The organism is Brevundimonas sp. GW460-12-10-14-LB2 (assembly GCF_001636925.1).
Lineage (GTDB): Bacteria > Pseudomonadota > Alphaproteobacteria > Caulobacterales > Caulobacteraceae > Brevundimonas > Brevundimonas vesicularis.
Genome location: NZ_CP015511.1, coordinates 1,120,073 through 1,135,444 on the forward strand (window position 1 = coordinate 1,120,073; position 15,372 = coordinate 1,135,444).

Here is a 15,372-nt window from a genome sequence, read left to right on the forward strand (position 1 = left end):
GCTCATTGCAAAGGCGATGAACATCCGTCCATCGTCACTCCCCACGCAGGCCAGCTTAGTCTCATGAACGCCCCCTTGTTCAAGGGCGTGATCACCGCCCTGATCACACCACTTCGTGACGGAAACGTGGACGAAGCCGCATTCGCCAAACTGCTCGAGCGTCAGATCGCCGCAGGGGTTCACGGCGTCGTCCCGATGGGCACGACGGGCGAGGGCGCCAGCATGGATCTGGATGAGCACAAACACGTCATCGAACTGTGCGTGCGTCTGACGGCCGGGCGCATCGCCGTCATCGCCGGTACCGGATCGCCTTATACCAAGGAGGCCATCGACCTGACCCGCCACGCCAAGACGGTGGGCGCGGATGGGGCTTTGATCGTGACGCCCTATTACATTCGCCCGTCCCAGGCGGGCATGGCAGCCCATTTCGAAGCGGTGGCCGACGCGGTTCAACTGCCGATCCTGCTTTACAATGTGCCGGGCCGCACGGGGGCCGATTTGTCCAATGAGACAGTGGCGCGGCTGGCGGCCCACGCCAACATCGTCGGCATCAAGGACGCCACGGGCGACATGAGCCGCGTCAGCTGGATGCGCGCAAACATCGATGGCCAGTTCGACCTGATCTCGGGCGACGACCCCAGCTATCTCGGCTACCACGCCCATGGCGGCGTCGGCCTGATCTCGGTGGCGTCCAATGTCGCGCCCGAGGCCATGGTCGCCTTGCACAATGCGATGACCGCCGGAGATTATGCGACAGCACGCGACTGGCAGGACCGACTGATTAGTTTGTGCAAGGCGCTGTTCCTGGACAACTCGCCCGCGCCGACGAAATACGCCTTGGCCAAGCTCGGCTTATGCAACGAGGAGGCGCGTCTGCCGCTGTCGCCGACCTCCGATGCGGTCAAACCTTTCATCGACCGCGCCATGGCGGCGGCGGGCGTCATCTGATGGCCCCCAAGCCGCAATCGAAATCCAAGGTCATCGCCGAAAATCGCCGCGCGCGGTTCGACTATTTCCTAGAAGACAATATCGAGGCCGGGATCCAGCTGCTGGGCACCGAGATCAAGGCGCTGCGCGACGGCCGGGCCAATATCGCCGAAAGCTATGCGGCGGTGGAGGGGCGCGAGATCGTGCTGATCAACGCCGATATCCCGCCGTACAAACAGGCAAACCGCTTCAACCACGAGCCGCGCCGACCGCGTAAGCTGCTGCTGCACAGAAAGCAGATCGACAAGCTGATGGGGGCGGTCCAGCGCGACGGTCAGACCATCATTCCGCTGAAGCTCTATCTGAACGATGCAGGCAAGGCGAAGCTGGAGATCGCGCTGGCCAAGGGCAAGAAGCTGCACGACAAGCGCGAGGCTTCTGCCGAACGCGACTGGCAGCGCGATAAGGCCCGCCTGATGCGTGACAAGGGCTGAGGCTCAGGCCTCGATCAGGGTTCGGGCGCGCGCGAAGATGTCCTCGAACATCTGCGGCGTCAGGCGACCGGTGTTCGTGTTCAACCGGGAGCAGTGATAGCTGTTCAGAATGACGTAGCCGCCGGCTTCGCCCTGCGCCCCGTGGCCCGCCGGCATCGCTGACGCTGGCCGTCCGAACGCTTTCAGGATGTTGCGGCGCGAGACGTCGCCCAGCGTCACGATCACCTTCAGATTAGGCAGCAGTTTGAGCCGGTCGATCAGGAAGGGACGGCAGGTCGTCTCCTCGATCGGCAGAGGCTTGTTCCCGGGCGGGGCGCATCGGACCGCATTGGTGATCATGCAGTCCGTCAGCGTCAGGTCATCGTCACCGTTCGGATCATAACGGCCATTCGCAAAGCCGGCCTTCTTCAGCGTATCGTATAGCAACCAGCCGGCGTGATCGCCGGTGAAGGGACGTCCCGTCCGGTTGGCGCCGGTTCGGCCGGGCGCGAGGCCGGCGATCAGCAGACGCGCATTCGGATCGCCGAACGAGGCGGCCGGCCCGTTCCACCAGTCTGGATTCTGGCGCGCATTCTCCTGACGATAGGCGACGAGGCGAGGACATAGGGGGCAGTCGCGGGGCGGTTCGGGCGTCAAGGTCATTGGGCGGCCTTCGGGCGGCCGAAGTCGGCCATCAGATCGTTCAGGTCCAGGAAGGCGTCGGCCTGACGACGCAGTTCGTCGGCGATATGCGGCGGCTGGGTCTTCTGGGTCGAGATGACAGTCACCCGCACGCCCCTGGCCTGGATCGCCTGAACCACTCGCCGGAAGTCGCCATCGCCGGAGAACAGCACAGCATGGTCGATGTGCGGAGCCAGCTCCAGCATGTCCACCGCGATCTCGATGTCCATGTTGCCCTTGATCCGACTGTGGCCGCTATTGTCCGTGAACCGCTTGACCGGCTTGGTGACGACCGAAAAGCCGTTGTAGTCGAGCCAGTCGACCAGCGGCTTAACCGGCGAGAATTCTTCGCCCTCGACCACGGCCGTATAGTAGTATGCGCGGGTCAGGATGGACCTCTCGCGGAACCAGTCCAGCATCCGCCGGAAGTCCATGTCGTGCTGCAGGGCGCGGGCGGCGGAGTAGAGGTTCGAGCCGTCGATGAAGATCGCCAGCCGATCGGTGGGATGAAACATGGTCGAAGCCGTAGAAAGAGATGAAAAATCGGATCGCGCAGTCGCCGTCGGAATCGATGACGGGTTTGACCTGAATGACGCAGTCATCGTGGCCCTGGGCTGCAATGACAAGGGGGCATGGTCGTCCTGCACCGAAGCGCTGGAGGCGGCGATCGCGCGTTTTCGCAGCGAAGGGATTGATGTCGTCGCACGCTCGTCGTGGTGGTCGTCCCAGGCCTGGCCCGATCCGCACGATCCAGCCTTTCTGAATGGCGCGGTCATCGTCCGCACAGAACACGATCCGCATGCGCTGATGGCGGCGCTCGGCCGGATCGAGGATGCGTTCGGCCGCGAGCGGTCGGTGCGCAATGCGCCGCGGACGCTGGATTTGGACCTGATCGCCTACGGACGATTGAGCGGTGATCTGCAGGGATTAATCCTGCCTCATCCCCGCGCGGCCGAGCGACGGTTTGTCATGGGCCCCATCGCCGAGATCGCGCCGGCATGGACGCATCCGCATGGCGGGGCCGCGAGCGATCTGGCCGCTTCCACCTCCGTCGGCGCCGACGCCCGCCCGACCTGACGCCCAACTTCCGCCCCTGTGGCGTTGCAAAAAGCCGTCCTCATCTGTATTTGACGCGGTTCTCCCCCGCGTTCGAGGAATTTCATGGCCCGCGTCACCGTCGAAGACTGCATCGAGAAGGTTCCGAACCGCTTTGGTCTGGTGCTGATGGCTGGCCACCGCGCCCGCAGCATCGCCAACGGCGCCGCCCTGACGATCGACCGCGACAATGACAAGAACCCCGTTGTCGCTCTGCGCGAGATCGCCGACGACACCGTCGTGCCGGACGAACTGCGCGAGACCATCATCACCACGCTGCAACGCGTCGATGAGCGGACGGAAGCCGAGGACGAGGCGGAAACGGTCGCCCTGCTGGCCTCGCCGCAGCACATGAACATGGCCGAGGCGGAACTGATCCGCGCCCTGCAAAGCGACCGCGACGGCGGTCAGGAGGAGCGGTACTGACGTCCGAGGGAGCCCCTGGCGTCACTATCCTGCCGGCGCGGACTGAGACGGTTCCGCCGGCGCCCCAAGCTGCAAACAAAAACGACCCTCAGACGGCGCTCGTCGATCCGTCGCCCCAGCCCAAGCGCGCGCCGATCCTGCGTCAGTTTGAGCTGATCGAGGCCGTCAAGGCCTATGACCCTACCGCCGACGAAGCGCTTCTTAACCGCGCCTACGTCTATGCGATGAAAATGCACGGTTCGCAGTTGCGAGCCTCGGGCGATCCCTATTTCGCCCACCCGATCCAAGTCGCGGGGATCCTGACCGACTATAAGCTCGACACCGCCACCATCGTCACCGCCCTGTTGCATGACGTCGTCGAGGACACATCGGCGACACGCGACGACATCGCCGGCATGTTCGGCGAAGAGGTCGCGGTCCTCGTCGAGGGCGTGACCAAGCTGTCGCGGCTGGAGCTTCAGGCGGAACACACGCGTCAGGCCGAGAATCTGCGCAAATTCATCCTGGCCATCAGCCGTGACGTGCGGGTCCTGCTGGTCAAGCTGGCCGACCGCTTGCACAATATGCGAACGCTCCAGTTCGTGAAGCCGGAGAAGCGCGAGCGGATCAGCCGCGAGACGCTGGAAGTCTATGCGCCCCTGGGCCGGTCGATCGGTATCCACTCGATCGCGTCCGAGCTGGAAGAGCTGGCTTTCACCCATCTGAATCCAACGGCCAAGACCGCCATCGAGCGGCGGCTGGAGGCGTTGAAACTGGAGCACGGTCGCGCCATCGACGGCGTGGCGAGCGAGGTTGAGCGCGTTCTGTCCGAGGCGGGCCTGAAGGCCAATGTCTATGGCCGGCAGAAGACGCCCTATTCGATCTGGCGCAAACTTCAGCGCAAGTCGGTCGGCTTTTCGTCCCTGTCGGACATTTACGGCTTCCGCGTCATCGTCGAGGCGGAGGACGACTGCTACCGCGCGCTGGGTGTGATCCACCGCGAATGGCCGATGGTGCCCGAGCGGTTCAAGGATTTCATCTCGACGCCTAAGTCGAACAACTATCGCTCGTTGCACACGACCGTCGTCGGCCCCCGGGGCCTGCGGATCGAGATGCAAATCCGCACCGAGGATATGGACCGGATCGCCGAGGACGGGGTCGCCGCCCACTGGCGTTACAAGAACCATTCCTACGGCTTCGACCGCGAGGCGATGGAACAGGGCGGCGGGCGTGACCCGCTTCAGAACCTGCGACACTTGGTTCAGGTGATCGAGCACGGCGAGGGCGGCGAGGACTGGGTCGAGCACGCCAAGCTGGAAATGTATCTGGACCAGGTTTTCGTCTTCACGCCGAAGGGGCAACTGGTCACCCTGCCGCGCGGGGGAATGCCTCTGGACTTCGCCTATGCCGTCCACACCGAGGTCGGCGACACCGCCGTCGGCGTCAAGGTCAATGGCGAGTTGAAGCCCATGCGCACGCCACTCCAGAACGGCGACGTGGTCGAGATCATCCGCGGCTCCAAGCGCGAAGTGCCTGCCGACTGGCGCAGTCTGACGGTCACGGGCCGCGCGCGTTCCGCCATTCGCCGTCATATCCGCACCTCCGAGCGCGAAGAGTTCATCAAGCTGGGTCGCGTCGCGCTGGATCAAACCCTGGGCCGGGTCGACAAGGCCCTGACCGACGTGTCGCTGAAGCCGGTTCTGGAACTGCTGGCGGTCGCGAGTGACGACGATCTGTTTGAAGGCCTGGGTCGCGGGCGGTTATCGCCGACGACGGCGGCCGAAATCCTGTTCCCCGCGCTGAAGGGGCGGCTGAAGGCCGGGCCCGAGAAGCAGCGCATCGAGGGCGAGAAGGCGCGGCTGTTCGTGCGCGGCGGGGGGCTGACTCCCGGCGTGTCGGTACACTTCGGTCAATGCTGCACGCCCGTTCCGGGCGACCGGATCGTCGGCATTCTGGAGCCCGAATCTGGCCTGACCGTCCACACCATCGATTGCCAGACCCTGGCCGCCTTCGCCGATGACGATTCGGTCTGGCATGACCTGCAATGGACGCCTCAGGCCGAGACGGACGCGGTCGCCGCCGCCCGTATTCGCGCGACGATCCGCAATGCGCCGGGCGTACTGGGTCAGGTCACGACCCTGATCGGCGAGGCCGGCGGCAACATCATCAACCTGTCGATGGCGCACCGTCAGCAGGACTTCTTCGACGTGGACGTGGATGTCGAGGTCGAAGACGCCAAGCATGCGACCATGATCATGGCGGCGCTGAGGGCCAATCCGTCGGTCGATTCCGTCGAGCGCGCGCGGGGCGAATGAGCGACCCGATAAAACCGAACGCGGCGCAGATGGCCTCGCCGTCCTATCGCATGGCGGCGATGGATCAGGACTTCCTGCTGGGCGATTCGATGCGCGGCGTGCGGTTCCTGATGGAATACGCCAAGCCTGAGGAGGCGTTGAGGGCCTGGGGCGTGCGCTCGACCCTCGTCGTCTTCGGCAGCGCGCGCGTCCGTGAAGGGCACCGTTGGTATGACGAGGCGCGCGCCTTTGGTCGACTGGCGTCCGAGCGGGGCGGAGCCTTGCGAGGTCGCGTCGGCGAACCCCGCGACAATGTCATCGCCACCGGCGGCGGCCCCGGCATCATGGAAGCGGCCAACCGCGGGGCCATGGACGCGGGCGCGCCGTCCATCGGTTTCAACATCACCCTGCCGCATGAGCAGGAGCCGAACGCCTATTCGACGCCGGAGCTGACGTTCCGCTTCCACTATTTCGCGATGCGCAAGATGCATCTGGCGATGCGCGCCAATGCGCTGGTGGTGTTTCCCGGCGGCTTCGGCACCTTCGACGAGATGTTCGAGATGTTGACGTTGCGCCAGACGAAGAAGGCGCCGCCGGTTCCGGTCGTTCTGGTGGACAAGGCCTACTGGACCTCGGTCATCGGTTTCGACGCCTTGGTCGAGCATGGAATGATAGCCGCGTCCGACCTGGACCTGATCGGTTTCGGCGAGGACGCGGAGGGCGTCTGGGCTGAACTGCTCGCGCGCGGGCTGCGGCCGAACGAAAACATCGAATGAAGCGTCGCCGCAGGGTTCATCCGCGCGCGATCCGGGTCTAGAACCCTGTCATGAACACTGAAGACGTCCTCAACGAGTTTCGCGACGCCGGCGCCCTGCGCGAAGGCCATTTCGTCCTGTCGTCGGGTCTGCACAGCCCGGTCTTCCTGCAGAAGAACTTGGTCTTCATGGATGGCGCGCGATGCGAGCGGCTGTGCAAGGCGCTGGCGGACAAGATCACGGCCACGGTCGGCCCGGTCGATGTCGCCATTTCACCGGCCGTAGGCGGCATCATCCCCGGGTACGAGACGGCCAAACACCTGAAGGTCCGTTCGATGTATGTCGAGCGCGAAGGCGGGGCGTTCAAACTGCGTCGCGGCTTCTCGGTCGAGCCGGGTGAAAAGGTGGTCATGGTTGAGGACATCGTCACGACCGGGCTGTCGTCGCGCGAATGCATCGCCGCCATCCAAGCCGCCGGGGGCGAGGTGATCGCCGCCGCCTGTATCGTCGATCGCTCGGGCGGCAAGGCGGATGTGGGAGTACCGCTGATCGCCCTGGCGTCGCTGGACGTGCCTGCCTACCCAGCCGACGCTCTTCCGCCTGAACTGGCCACGCTTCCGGTGGAAGATCCCGGCAGCCGCAGATTGTTGAAGTAGAGCCATGCGAGAACGGGTCAGGCTGGGCGTCAACATCGACCACGTCGCCACGGTGCGAAACGCACGCGGCGGCACACACCCCGATCCTGCGCGGGCGGCCGAGGCGGCGCTGGCGGCCGGGGCCGACGGAATCACCGCTCACCTGCGCGAAGACCGCCGCCACATTACCGACGCCGATATCGACGTGCTCAGCGCCCTGTGCGCCCGCGCCGGCAAGCCGCTGAACCTGGAAATGGCGGTGACGGACGAGATGCTGGCCATCGCTCTGCGCCACCGGCCGCACGCCGCCTGTCTTGTGCCGGAGCGGCGCGAAGAGGTCACGACCGAAGGCGGTCTGGCGGTCGCCGGTCACGAAGGACGGATCGCGCCTGTGGTCAAGGCGCTGGCAGACGCCGGCATCCGGGTCTCGCTATTCATCGAACCGTCGGAAGCGCAGGTCGAGGCCGCCGCCGCCGTCGGCGCCCAAGTGGTCGAGTTCCACACCGGCCGCTACTGCTACTTGACCGATCCGGCAGAACGGGAGGTTGAGTTCGAACGTCTCGCCGCCGCCGCTGCCCAGGCCGACATCCTGGGGCTGGAGGTCCATGCAGGCCACGGGCTGGATTACGACACGGCCCCGCGCATGCTGGCGATTCCGGAAATCCGCGAGCTGAATATCGGCCATTTCCTGATCGGCGACTCGATCTTCATAGGCCTGGACGGGGCGATCCGCCGGATGCGGGCCGCGATGGATGCGGCCAAATGATCATTGGCGTCGGCGCGGATCTGTCGGACATCCGTCGTATCCAGGCGTCTCTTGATCGGTTTGGGGATCGCTTCAAGGCCCGCTGCTTCACCGAGTTGGAACGCACCCGCTCGGATCGGAAGCCGGACCCGGCCTGGAGCTACGCCAAACGGTTCGCCGCCAAGGAGGCCTGCGCCAAGGCCCTCGGCACCGGCATGCGCGCAGATGTCTATTGGCGCGACATGGGGGTGGTGAACCTGCGATCGGGTCAGCCGACGATGGCGCTAACCGGCCATGCGGCCGAGCATCTGGCGCGTCTGACTCCAGCCGGACACGAGGCGAGAATTCACCTGACGCTGAGCGACGAACATCCCTATGCGCTCGCCTTCGTGGTGATCGAAGCCTTGCCGCAGTCGTAATCAGGTTATAGGCGTGCGCGATGACCGCGCGGACGCGGCGAGGATGCCTGATCGCATGAGCGAAGACCAAAAGCCCGACGACGCCAATCGCGACGCCACCCCCGAAGAACGATTTGCGGCCTCGGAGGCGGACGCTCCGGTCAAGTCGGTGCAGGAGCCGACGACGGCGACCCAGAAGGTCTATGCCAAGACGCCCAAGGGCGGTGACAAGGCGACCTCGGCGGCCAGCGAAACCGGCGAAATCTTCAAGACCATCGTCTTCGCCCTGCTGATCGCGATGGTGCTGCGCATCTTCCTGTTCCAGCCCTTCACCATCCCGTCGGCCTCGATGGAGCCGAACCTCTACGAAGGCGACTATATCGTCGTCTCCAAGTGGTCGTATGGCTTCTCCAAGCACTCGATCCCGTTCAGCCCGCCGCTGTTCGATGGACGGATCATGGGTTCGGTGCCCAAGCGTGGCGACATCGTTGTGTTCAAACTGCCGCGCGATAACAAGACCGACTTCATAAAGCGCGTGATCGGCCTGCCGGGCGACCGCATCCAGATGATCGCCAACAAGCTCTATATCAACGACAAACCGGTGCAGGACGTCGTGGTCAGCGAGCAGGAGATCAACGACATCTTCGGGCCGCGTCCTGTGACCGAGGTCCGCGAGACCCTGCCGGAAGGCAAGAGCTTCATGACCCAGGACTTCGGTCCCGGAAACGACTTGGACGACACCCCCGTCTATGAGGTCCCGGCCGGACACTACTTCATGATGGGCGACAACCGCGACAACTCGATCGACAGCCGTGTCGAACAGTCCAGCGGCGTGGGCATGGTCCCGGCCGAGAATCTGGTCGGCAAGGCGCAGATCATCCTGTTCTCGTGGAAGCCCGGTTCGTCGCTGTGGAACCCGGTCAGCTGGTTCAACGTGCGGCTCGACCGGTTCTTCAACGTCCTTCACTGATGGCCAATCTGAGAGCCGAAGCGGTCGCGGCGCTGGAAATGCGCCTGGGACACAGGTTCAAGGACAAGGCCCTGCTGGAGCGCGCCCTGACCCATGCCAGCGTGGGTGAGGGAGCGCCGGTCGGCATCCACGGTCCACGCGACAACGAGCGGCTGGAGTTTCTGGGCGACAGGGTGCTGGGTCTGCTGGTCGCCGAGCGCCTGTCGGCTCAGTTTCCGACGGCGGATGAAGGCCAACTCTCGTCCAGCTTGCACGCCTTGGTCGACAAGGGCGCCTGCGCCCGCGTGGGCGAAGCCCTGGGCGTTGGGCCCGCGCTGCGGCTATCGCCCGGCGAGACCAAGACCGGTGGGCGCCGCAAGGCCGGCGTAATCGCCGATGCGGTCGAGGCCATATTGGCGGCGGTCTATCTGGACGGCGGGCTGGATGCCGCCAAGGCCGTGTTCGAACGGGCCTGGTCCGACGAACTGTCGGCGCCGCCATCCCGCACCGTGACCAATCCGAAATCGGCGCTTCAGGAATGGGCGCAAGGGTTGGGCAGGCCGCTGCCGACCTATCGCGTCGCCGATCGGACGGGTTCGGATCATGCGCCCACATTCACCGTCGAAGTGTCCGTGCAGGACGTGCAGCCCTTGACCGCGCAAGGGCGTTCGCGTCAGGAGGCGGAAAAGGCGGCCGCAACGGCTCTCCTCAAACGTGAAGGCGTCATTTGACCGATATCGAAAACCAGCGCGCAGGCTTTGCCGCCATCATCGGCGCACCCAACGCCGGCAAGTCCACGCTGGTGAACCGGCTGACCGGGTCCAAGGTGTCGATCGTTACGCAAAAGGTGCAGACGACGCGCTTTCCAGTGCGCGGCATCGCCATGGAAGGTGACGCCCAGATCGTGCTGGTGGACACGCCCGGCATCTTCACACCACGTCGTCGCCTGGACCGGGCCATGGTCGCCTCAGCCTGGGGCGGCGCGGAAGATGCGGACATCGTCGTTCACCTGATCGACGCCCAGTCCCACATCAACGCCGAAGGCCGCGAGGGCACGGCGGCCGATCGTCGCTCGGCCGAGGACACCGAGACCATCATCGCCAACCTGCAGGCCACCGGGACCAAGGTTGTTCTGGCGCTGAACAAGATCGACGGTATGCGCCGCGACACCCTGCTGGCCCTGTCGCAGAAGCTGTTCGAAAGCGGCGTCTATTCCGAGGTCTATATGATCTCGGCGGCCAATGGCGACGGCGTCGAGGACCTGAAGCAGCGTCTGGCCCTGTCCATGCCCAAGGGGCCGTGGCTGTATCCTGAGGATCAAGCCGCCGACGTGCCGGTGCGGGTTCTTGCGGCGGAGATCACGCGCGAGAAGGTCTATCTGCGCGTCCATGAGGAGCTGCCTTATTCGGCGGCGGTGGAGACGACCAGTTTCGAGGATCGCGCCGACGGCTCGGCTCGGATCGAACAGACCATCTATGTCGAGCGCGAGAGCCAGCGGCCCATCGTGCTGGGAAAGGGCGGCCAGACCCTGAAATGGATCGGCCAGAAGGCGCGCGAGGAGCTGAACGAAATCCTGGGCCGCCAGGTCCACCTCTTCCTGACCGTCAAGGTCGATCCGAAGTGGCAGGACAGCCGCGCCCTCTATGCCCAGTTCGGTCTGGATTTCGACGTCTGAGTTCCTGTGTTTGATGTGCCGCGTACCGCCGGGGGGCATCCCCGGCTCGTTCTGGGCGTCCTTGGGGCGCTGATCCTCGGCGGCGCGGTCTGGGGCGGGATCGCCACGGCCGTGGCGCCAAAGACCGATGTGGAACTGGCGACCGAGCGCGCCGATGCCCCGCCGCGACCACCCGTGGTCGTAGTTCAGGACTTGCCGCAGCTCGCGGCGCGCCTAGATCGCGAAGCTGCTTCAGGCCGCTTCATGGGCGCGGTCCTGGTGTCCAGGGGCGACAAGGTCCTGTTCCGCCAGGTCTATGGCAAAGCCAACTACGAGCAAGACCAGCCGCTGGCGCTGGGTTCGCGCTTCCGTCTGGCCTCGATCTCGAAACAGTTCACGGCGACGGCGATCCTGAAGCTTCAGGACGAGGGCAAGCTGAGCGTCTCCGATCCCGTCTGCAAATGGATCCAGCCCTGTCCGCAGGCCTGGGCACCGATCCGTATCAGCCATCTGCTGTCGCATACGTCGGGCATTCCTGATCTGATGGCGCGGCCCGGTTGGGGCATGCGCCGCACGACGCCGGCGACGCTGGACGAACTGACCGAGGATTCGAAACGGTTCGGTCTTCAGTTCGAGCCGGGCGCCAAGGTTCAGTACGACAACGCCGGTTTCAATCTGGCCGCCGCCATCGTCGAAAAGGCCAGCGGCAAGCCCTTCCAGACCTATATGCGCGAGACCTTCTTCAAGCCTCTCGGCATGAAGGATAGTGGTCTTGATCTCGATGGCGGCGATCACGGCGTCATCATGGGCTACGCCAACTTCCCCGGCGGTCTGGCGGCCCAACCGAACGCCAACACCTCTATCGTGGCGGGCGCCGGCGCGGTCTATTCGACGCTGGACGATCTGCTGGTCTGGCAAAGGGCGCTGCACCGCGGCGGCCTGCTGACCCCCGCTAGCTATCAGCAGATGCTGGCTGACCACGCGCCGGCCGACACCAAGCCGAACGAGCGCAGCCATCCGCGTCGGGACTGGGGTTTCGGCATCTTCGCCAATCGCCTGGGCGATCAGGTGCGGCCCAGCTTCCAGGACCGCCAAATCTACCACACCGGCAGCTGGGGCGGATTCCGCAACCTGATGCTCTATCAGCCGGACGCCGACGTGACGGTGATCGTCCTGTCCAACAACTATCACCTGCGTGACCAGGTCTTCTTGATCAGCCAGCAGGCGATGGCCGAGGCCTTGGGCCACGAGTTTCCAACCACGCTGGCGCGCTGAGACGTCCGACGGTTTCCCGGCGAGGAGAACAGGAGTAGAACGGGACCATGATCGCTCTTCTTGCCGCTCTCGTCCTTTCCGCTGCGCCGACGCAGGCTGCGGGCGATCCGGTCGTCGAGGCGGGCGCCGTTCTCGACCGAATGCACGCGGCGGCGTCGCGTGCGGACGGCGACGCCTATTTCGGTCTATTCACGCCCGACGCCCGGTTCATCGGCACGGATGCGACCGAGCGCTGGTCGCTGGCTCAGTTTCGCGCCTACGCCACGCCCTATTTCTCACAAGGGAAAGGCTGGACCTATCGCCCGCATGACCGGGTAGCGACCCTGGCGCCGGGCGATTGCCGCTGCATCGTCTGGTTCGATGAGCTGCTGGATAACGACGCCTACGGACTGACGCGAGGCTCAGGCGTGCTGCGCCTGACCCACGACGGCTGGAAGATCGAGCAATATGTGCTCAGTTTCACCGTGCCGAACGACAAGGCCAAGAGCGTGGTCGGGCTGATCGCCGAAGGTCCGGCGGACTGATGGACTTCCACGAAGAGGCGTTCGTCCTGTCGGCGCGCAGCCACGGCGACACGGGCGCCGTGGTCGATCTGCTGACCGAGAACCACGGCAGGCGTTCGGCCTATGTGGCGGGCGGAGCGTCGCGCAAGATGAAGCCGTTCCTGCAGGCGGGCGCGCGGGTCGTGGCCGACTACCGCGCCCGCACCTCGGATCACCTCGGCGCGGTGCGGCTGGAGCCGGTAGGCGAGGGGCCCAGCGCCCTGTTCGACGACGCCCTAGCGCTGACCGGACTGGCGGCGGCGGCAGGCGTGACCCAAGGGGCGTTGCCGGAGCGTGAGCCGCATCCCGGCGTCTTTCTTGCGTTCGAGGCGCTGATGGCAGCGTTCGAAATGCCTGCGGTCTGGCCTGCGATTTTCGTGCGGTTCGAGGCGGGCCTCCTGGAAAATCTTGGCTTTGGCCTGGACCTGTCGAAATGCGCCGCGACCGGAACGGCCGACGACTTGATCTACGTCAGTCCTCGCACCGGCCGGGCGGTCAGTCGCGACGCCGGCGCCCCCTATGCCGACAAGATGCTGACCCTGCCGCCCTTCATGCTGGGCGCCCAATCCGGTCTGATCGAGGGCGACGTCAGAGCCGGGTTCGACCTGACCGGGCATTTCCTGGAGCAGTTCGTCTTCCACCCGCAGAACAAGCCCCTGCCGCCTGCGCGCGTGTGGATGCTGGACAAGCTCGGCGACGCCGGTCGGCTCTAGCCGAAGGTGAAGGCGAAGACCTGAACGCCGGGATCCAGGAACTCGATCTCGAACGTCTGTTCGCGCACCGCGCCCGCCTGACGGACCAGTTGGTATAGCCGCTCGCCATCGACCCGGCCAAGGCCTTGGGCGTCGATGTCGCTGCCGGCGTTCGCGCCCGGCGCCGCGCCATCGATCCGGACGCGGAATCGGACCGGTGCGCCCGGCTTGCTGGGCCCCATGACCAGATGGAGATCGCGCGCCTTGAAGCGGAAGGCGATACGGCCGCCGGCCGCCTGCAGGTCGGCATGCTCACGCGTCACGCGCCAGCGGCCCGACAGGCTCCAATCGTTCAGTTTCAGCGGCGCGGCGACATAGTCCTTGATCACGTCGTTGGCCAGGCCGCCGGGAGAGCGGAAGTTCGCCGCGCGGCCATAGCCGACGTACGTCTCTGGCGATTCGACCTGGGCCATGTCGGCGGCGGCCTCCGCGCCCTCAGCCTGGACTGTGACGACATTGCTGGCGACGTTCGCGGCGCCCGCTTCCTTCAGAAGTTGCTGAATCACGCGTTCGGAGCCCGCATAGTCCCCTTCGCCGAAATGGTGGTGACGGATCTGCCCCCTGGCGTCGATGAAGTAGTGGGCGGGCCAGTACTGGTTCTTGAACGCCCGCCAGATGGCGAACTCATTGTCCATGGCGACAGGATAGGTGATTCCAAGGCGCTGGACGTTCTGGCGGACGTTGGCCTCGGACTTCTCAAAGGCGAACTCGGGCGTGTGCACGCCGATCACCACCAGACCCTGGTCCTTGTACTTCTCAGCCCAGGCACGGACGTAGGGGATGGAACGGATGCAGTTGATGCAGGAGTAGGTCCAGAAATCGACCACCACCACCTTGCCCTTCAGCTGCTCGGTCGTGAGCGGCGGGGTGTTGATCCAGGTCGTCGCCCCGGTCAACGGCGGCATCACCCCTTCGACCGGCAGATTGGCCAGATCGGCCGGGGCCTGGTTCGTCGGCATTCCGCGCCCGATCCCGCCCAGCAGCGCCTGTTCGATCCGGCCCGTGCTGGCGGCCGAAATCCGGGTCAACAGTCCCGTGTCCGCACCCAGACCGATGACGACCACGCCGATCAGCACCAGCACGCCCAGGCCGCGCCTTACCCATTCGCCGACGCCCAACGCGCCCTTCATGGCCTTTAACACGCGACCACCGACCAGCAGGGCCAGACCCAGTGATGTCGCCGCGCCTGCTGCATAGGCCAGCAGCAGAACCGTCGTGCCGACGCCGGCGCCCTGAAGCGCTGCGCCTGTCAGGATCACGCCCAGAATGGGTCCGGCGCACGGCGCCCAGAGCAGCCCTGTCGCGACGCCGAGCAGCAGGGACGAGCGCACGTCGCCTTGATCGCCACCCTGGCGCTCGGCGCGATCGGTCAGCCAGGACCCCGCCGCCACGAACGGCCGCATCAGGCGATCGCCCACGGCCGGAAACAGCAGGCTGACGCCCAGCACCGCCATGACGGCCAGGGCGATCCAGCGCCCGACCTCATTGGCCCGCACCGCCCAGCCGCCGCCCAGCGCCGCCAGCGTCGCCACGCCCGCAAAGGTCACGGCCATCCCGACCAACAAAGGCAGACCGTTGCGGATGAACGGCCGATCCGCCCGCGCGAAGACGAAGGGCAGAACCGGCAGGATGCAGGGACTGACGATGGTCAGAACGCCGGCGAGATAGGACAGCAGGAATAAGATCATGGCGCGGCCTGACGAGGGTGTGTCTCTCACATACGCACGGCGGAGCGGTTTGGTGACTCCCCGGCGCGCTTATCCCCCAATCTGACGCCTAACGGGCTAGACTT

General features: G+C 65.4%; 18 protein-coding genes. 15 read left to right on the forward strand and 3 right to left on the reverse strand.

Translation table 11 applies throughout. The annotated features are described in order from the left end of the window. Positions 1–63 precede the first annotated feature (63 nt). On the forward strand, positions 64–948 hold the full coding sequence (gene dapA / locus A4249_RS05475) for a 4-hydroxy-tetrahydrodipicolinate synthase (protein ID WP_066551495.1): 885 nt from the start codon (positions 64–66) through the stop codon (positions 946–948). Continuing rightward, a complete protein-coding gene (gene smpB / locus A4249_RS05480; protein ID WP_055809902.1) occupies positions 948–1,421 on the forward strand; it encodes an SsrA-binding protein SmpB in 474 nt (157 codons plus the stop codon). Before dapA ends, smpB begins: the two co-directional genes overlap by 1 nt. Before the next feature lie 3 nt (positions 1,422–1,424). On the opposite strand, the gene A4249_RS05485 is transcribed toward smpB, so the two are convergent. Next, the gene (locus tag A4249_RS05485; RefSeq protein WP_066551496.1) at positions 1,425–2,063 is read right to left on the reverse strand and encodes a uracil-DNA glycosylase; all 639 of its coding nucleotides are present in this window, start codon (positions 2,061–2,063) and stop codon (positions 1,425–1,427) included. Then, positions 2,060–2,596 carry a LabA-like NYN domain-containing protein gene (locus A4249_RS05490; protein WP_017504890.1) on the reverse strand — a complete coding sequence of 179 codons (537 nt, stop codon included), beginning with the start codon at positions 2,594–2,596 and terminating at the stop codon, positions 2,060–2,062. Before A4249_RS05490 ends, A4249_RS05485 begins: the two co-directional genes overlap by 4 nt. On the opposite strand from A4249_RS05490, the gene folK reads away from it, so the two are divergent. From folK to recO, 13 genes are all read left to right on the forward strand, one after another. Next, positions 2,595–3,158 (forward strand): 2-amino-4-hydroxy-6-hydroxymethyldihydropteridine diphosphokinase, encoded by a 564-nt coding sequence (folK, locus tag A4249_RS05495; protein ID WP_066551497.1) that lies wholly within the window; start codon positions 2,595–2,597, stop codon positions 3,156–3,158. The genes A4249_RS05490 and folK overlap by 2 nt on opposite strands. 84 nt (positions 3,159–3,242) lie before the next feature. Beyond that, positions 3,243–3,602, forward strand: coding sequence for a DNA-directed RNA polymerase subunit omega (gene rpoZ, locus A4249_RS05500; protein WP_017504892.1), 360 nt, complete (start codon positions 3,243–3,245; stop codon positions 3,600–3,602). A 224-nt stretch (positions 3,603–3,826) separates the two neighbouring features. Then, positions 3,827–5,896: a RelA/SpoT family protein gene (locus A4249_RS05505; protein ID WP_066551498.1), complete on the forward strand. Its 2,070-nt coding sequence runs from the start codon at positions 3,827–3,829 to the stop codon at positions 5,894–5,896. Further along, positions 5,893–6,651 (forward strand): TIGR00730 family Rossman fold protein, encoded by a 759-nt coding sequence (locus A4249_RS05510; RefSeq protein ID WP_066551499.1) that lies wholly within the window; start codon positions 5,893–5,895, stop codon positions 6,649–6,651. Before A4249_RS05505 ends, A4249_RS05510 begins: the two co-directional genes overlap by 4 nt. 50 nt (positions 6,652–6,701) lie before the next feature. Beyond that, on the forward strand, positions 6,702–7,286 hold the full coding sequence (pyrE, locus tag A4249_RS05515; protein ID WP_066551500.1) for an orotate phosphoribosyltransferase: 585 nt from the start codon (positions 6,702–6,704) through the stop codon (positions 7,284–7,286). 4 nt (positions 7,287–7,290) lie between these two features. Next, positions 7,291–8,031, forward strand: coding sequence for a pyridoxine 5'-phosphate synthase (locus A4249_RS05520; protein ID WP_066551501.1), 741 nt, complete (start codon positions 7,291–7,293; stop codon positions 8,029–8,031). Continuing rightward, complete coding sequence (gene acpS, locus A4249_RS05525) at positions 8,028–8,429, forward strand: holo-ACP synthase (RefSeq protein WP_066551502.1); 402 nt, start codon at positions 8,028–8,030, stop codon at positions 8,427–8,429. Before A4249_RS05520 ends, acpS begins: the two co-directional genes overlap by 4 nt. A 55-nt stretch (positions 8,430–8,484) precedes the next feature. Continuing rightward, positions 8,485–9,378, forward strand: coding sequence for a signal peptidase I (gene lepB / locus A4249_RS05530; RefSeq protein ID WP_066551503.1), 894 nt, complete (start codon positions 8,485–8,487; stop codon positions 9,376–9,378). Beyond that, positions 9,378–10,088 carry a ribonuclease III gene (gene rnc, locus A4249_RS05535; protein WP_066551504.1) on the forward strand — a complete coding sequence of 237 codons (711 nt, stop codon included), beginning with the start codon at positions 9,378–9,380 and terminating at the stop codon, positions 10,086–10,088. The genes lepB and rnc overlap by 1 nt, the downstream gene beginning before the upstream one ends. Further along, on the forward strand, positions 10,085–11,032 hold the full coding sequence (era, locus tag A4249_RS05540) for a GTPase Era (RefSeq protein WP_017503839.1): 948 nt from the start codon (positions 10,085–10,087) through the stop codon (positions 11,030–11,032). Before rnc ends, era begins: the two co-directional genes overlap by 4 nt. Positions 11,033–11,047: 15 nt before the next feature. Beyond that, entirely contained in the window at positions 11,048–12,286 is a 1,239-nt protein-coding gene (locus A4249_RS05545) for a serine hydrolase domain-containing protein (RefSeq protein ID WP_231868778.1), read from the forward strand. Positions 12,287–12,333: 47 nt separating this feature from the next. Then, complete coding sequence (locus tag A4249_RS05550; RefSeq protein WP_066551506.1) at positions 12,334–12,810, forward strand: nuclear transport factor 2 family protein; 477 nt, start codon at positions 12,334–12,336, stop codon at positions 12,808–12,810. Beyond that, positions 12,810–13,541, forward strand: coding sequence for a DNA repair protein RecO (recO, locus tag A4249_RS05555; protein ID WP_066551507.1), 732 nt, complete (start codon positions 12,810–12,812; stop codon positions 13,539–13,541). Before A4249_RS05550 ends, recO begins: the two co-directional genes overlap by 1 nt. Here the strand turns inward: recO and A4249_RS05560 are convergent. Beyond that, positions 13,538–15,268, reverse strand: a complete 1,731-nt coding sequence (locus A4249_RS05560; protein WP_066551508.1) for a cytochrome c biogenesis protein DipZ — start codon at positions 15,266–15,268, stop codon at positions 13,538–13,540. The two genes, recO and A4249_RS05560, sit on opposite strands and share 4 nt — an antisense overlap. Between the last annotated feature and the right edge of the window lie 104 nt (positions 15,269–15,372).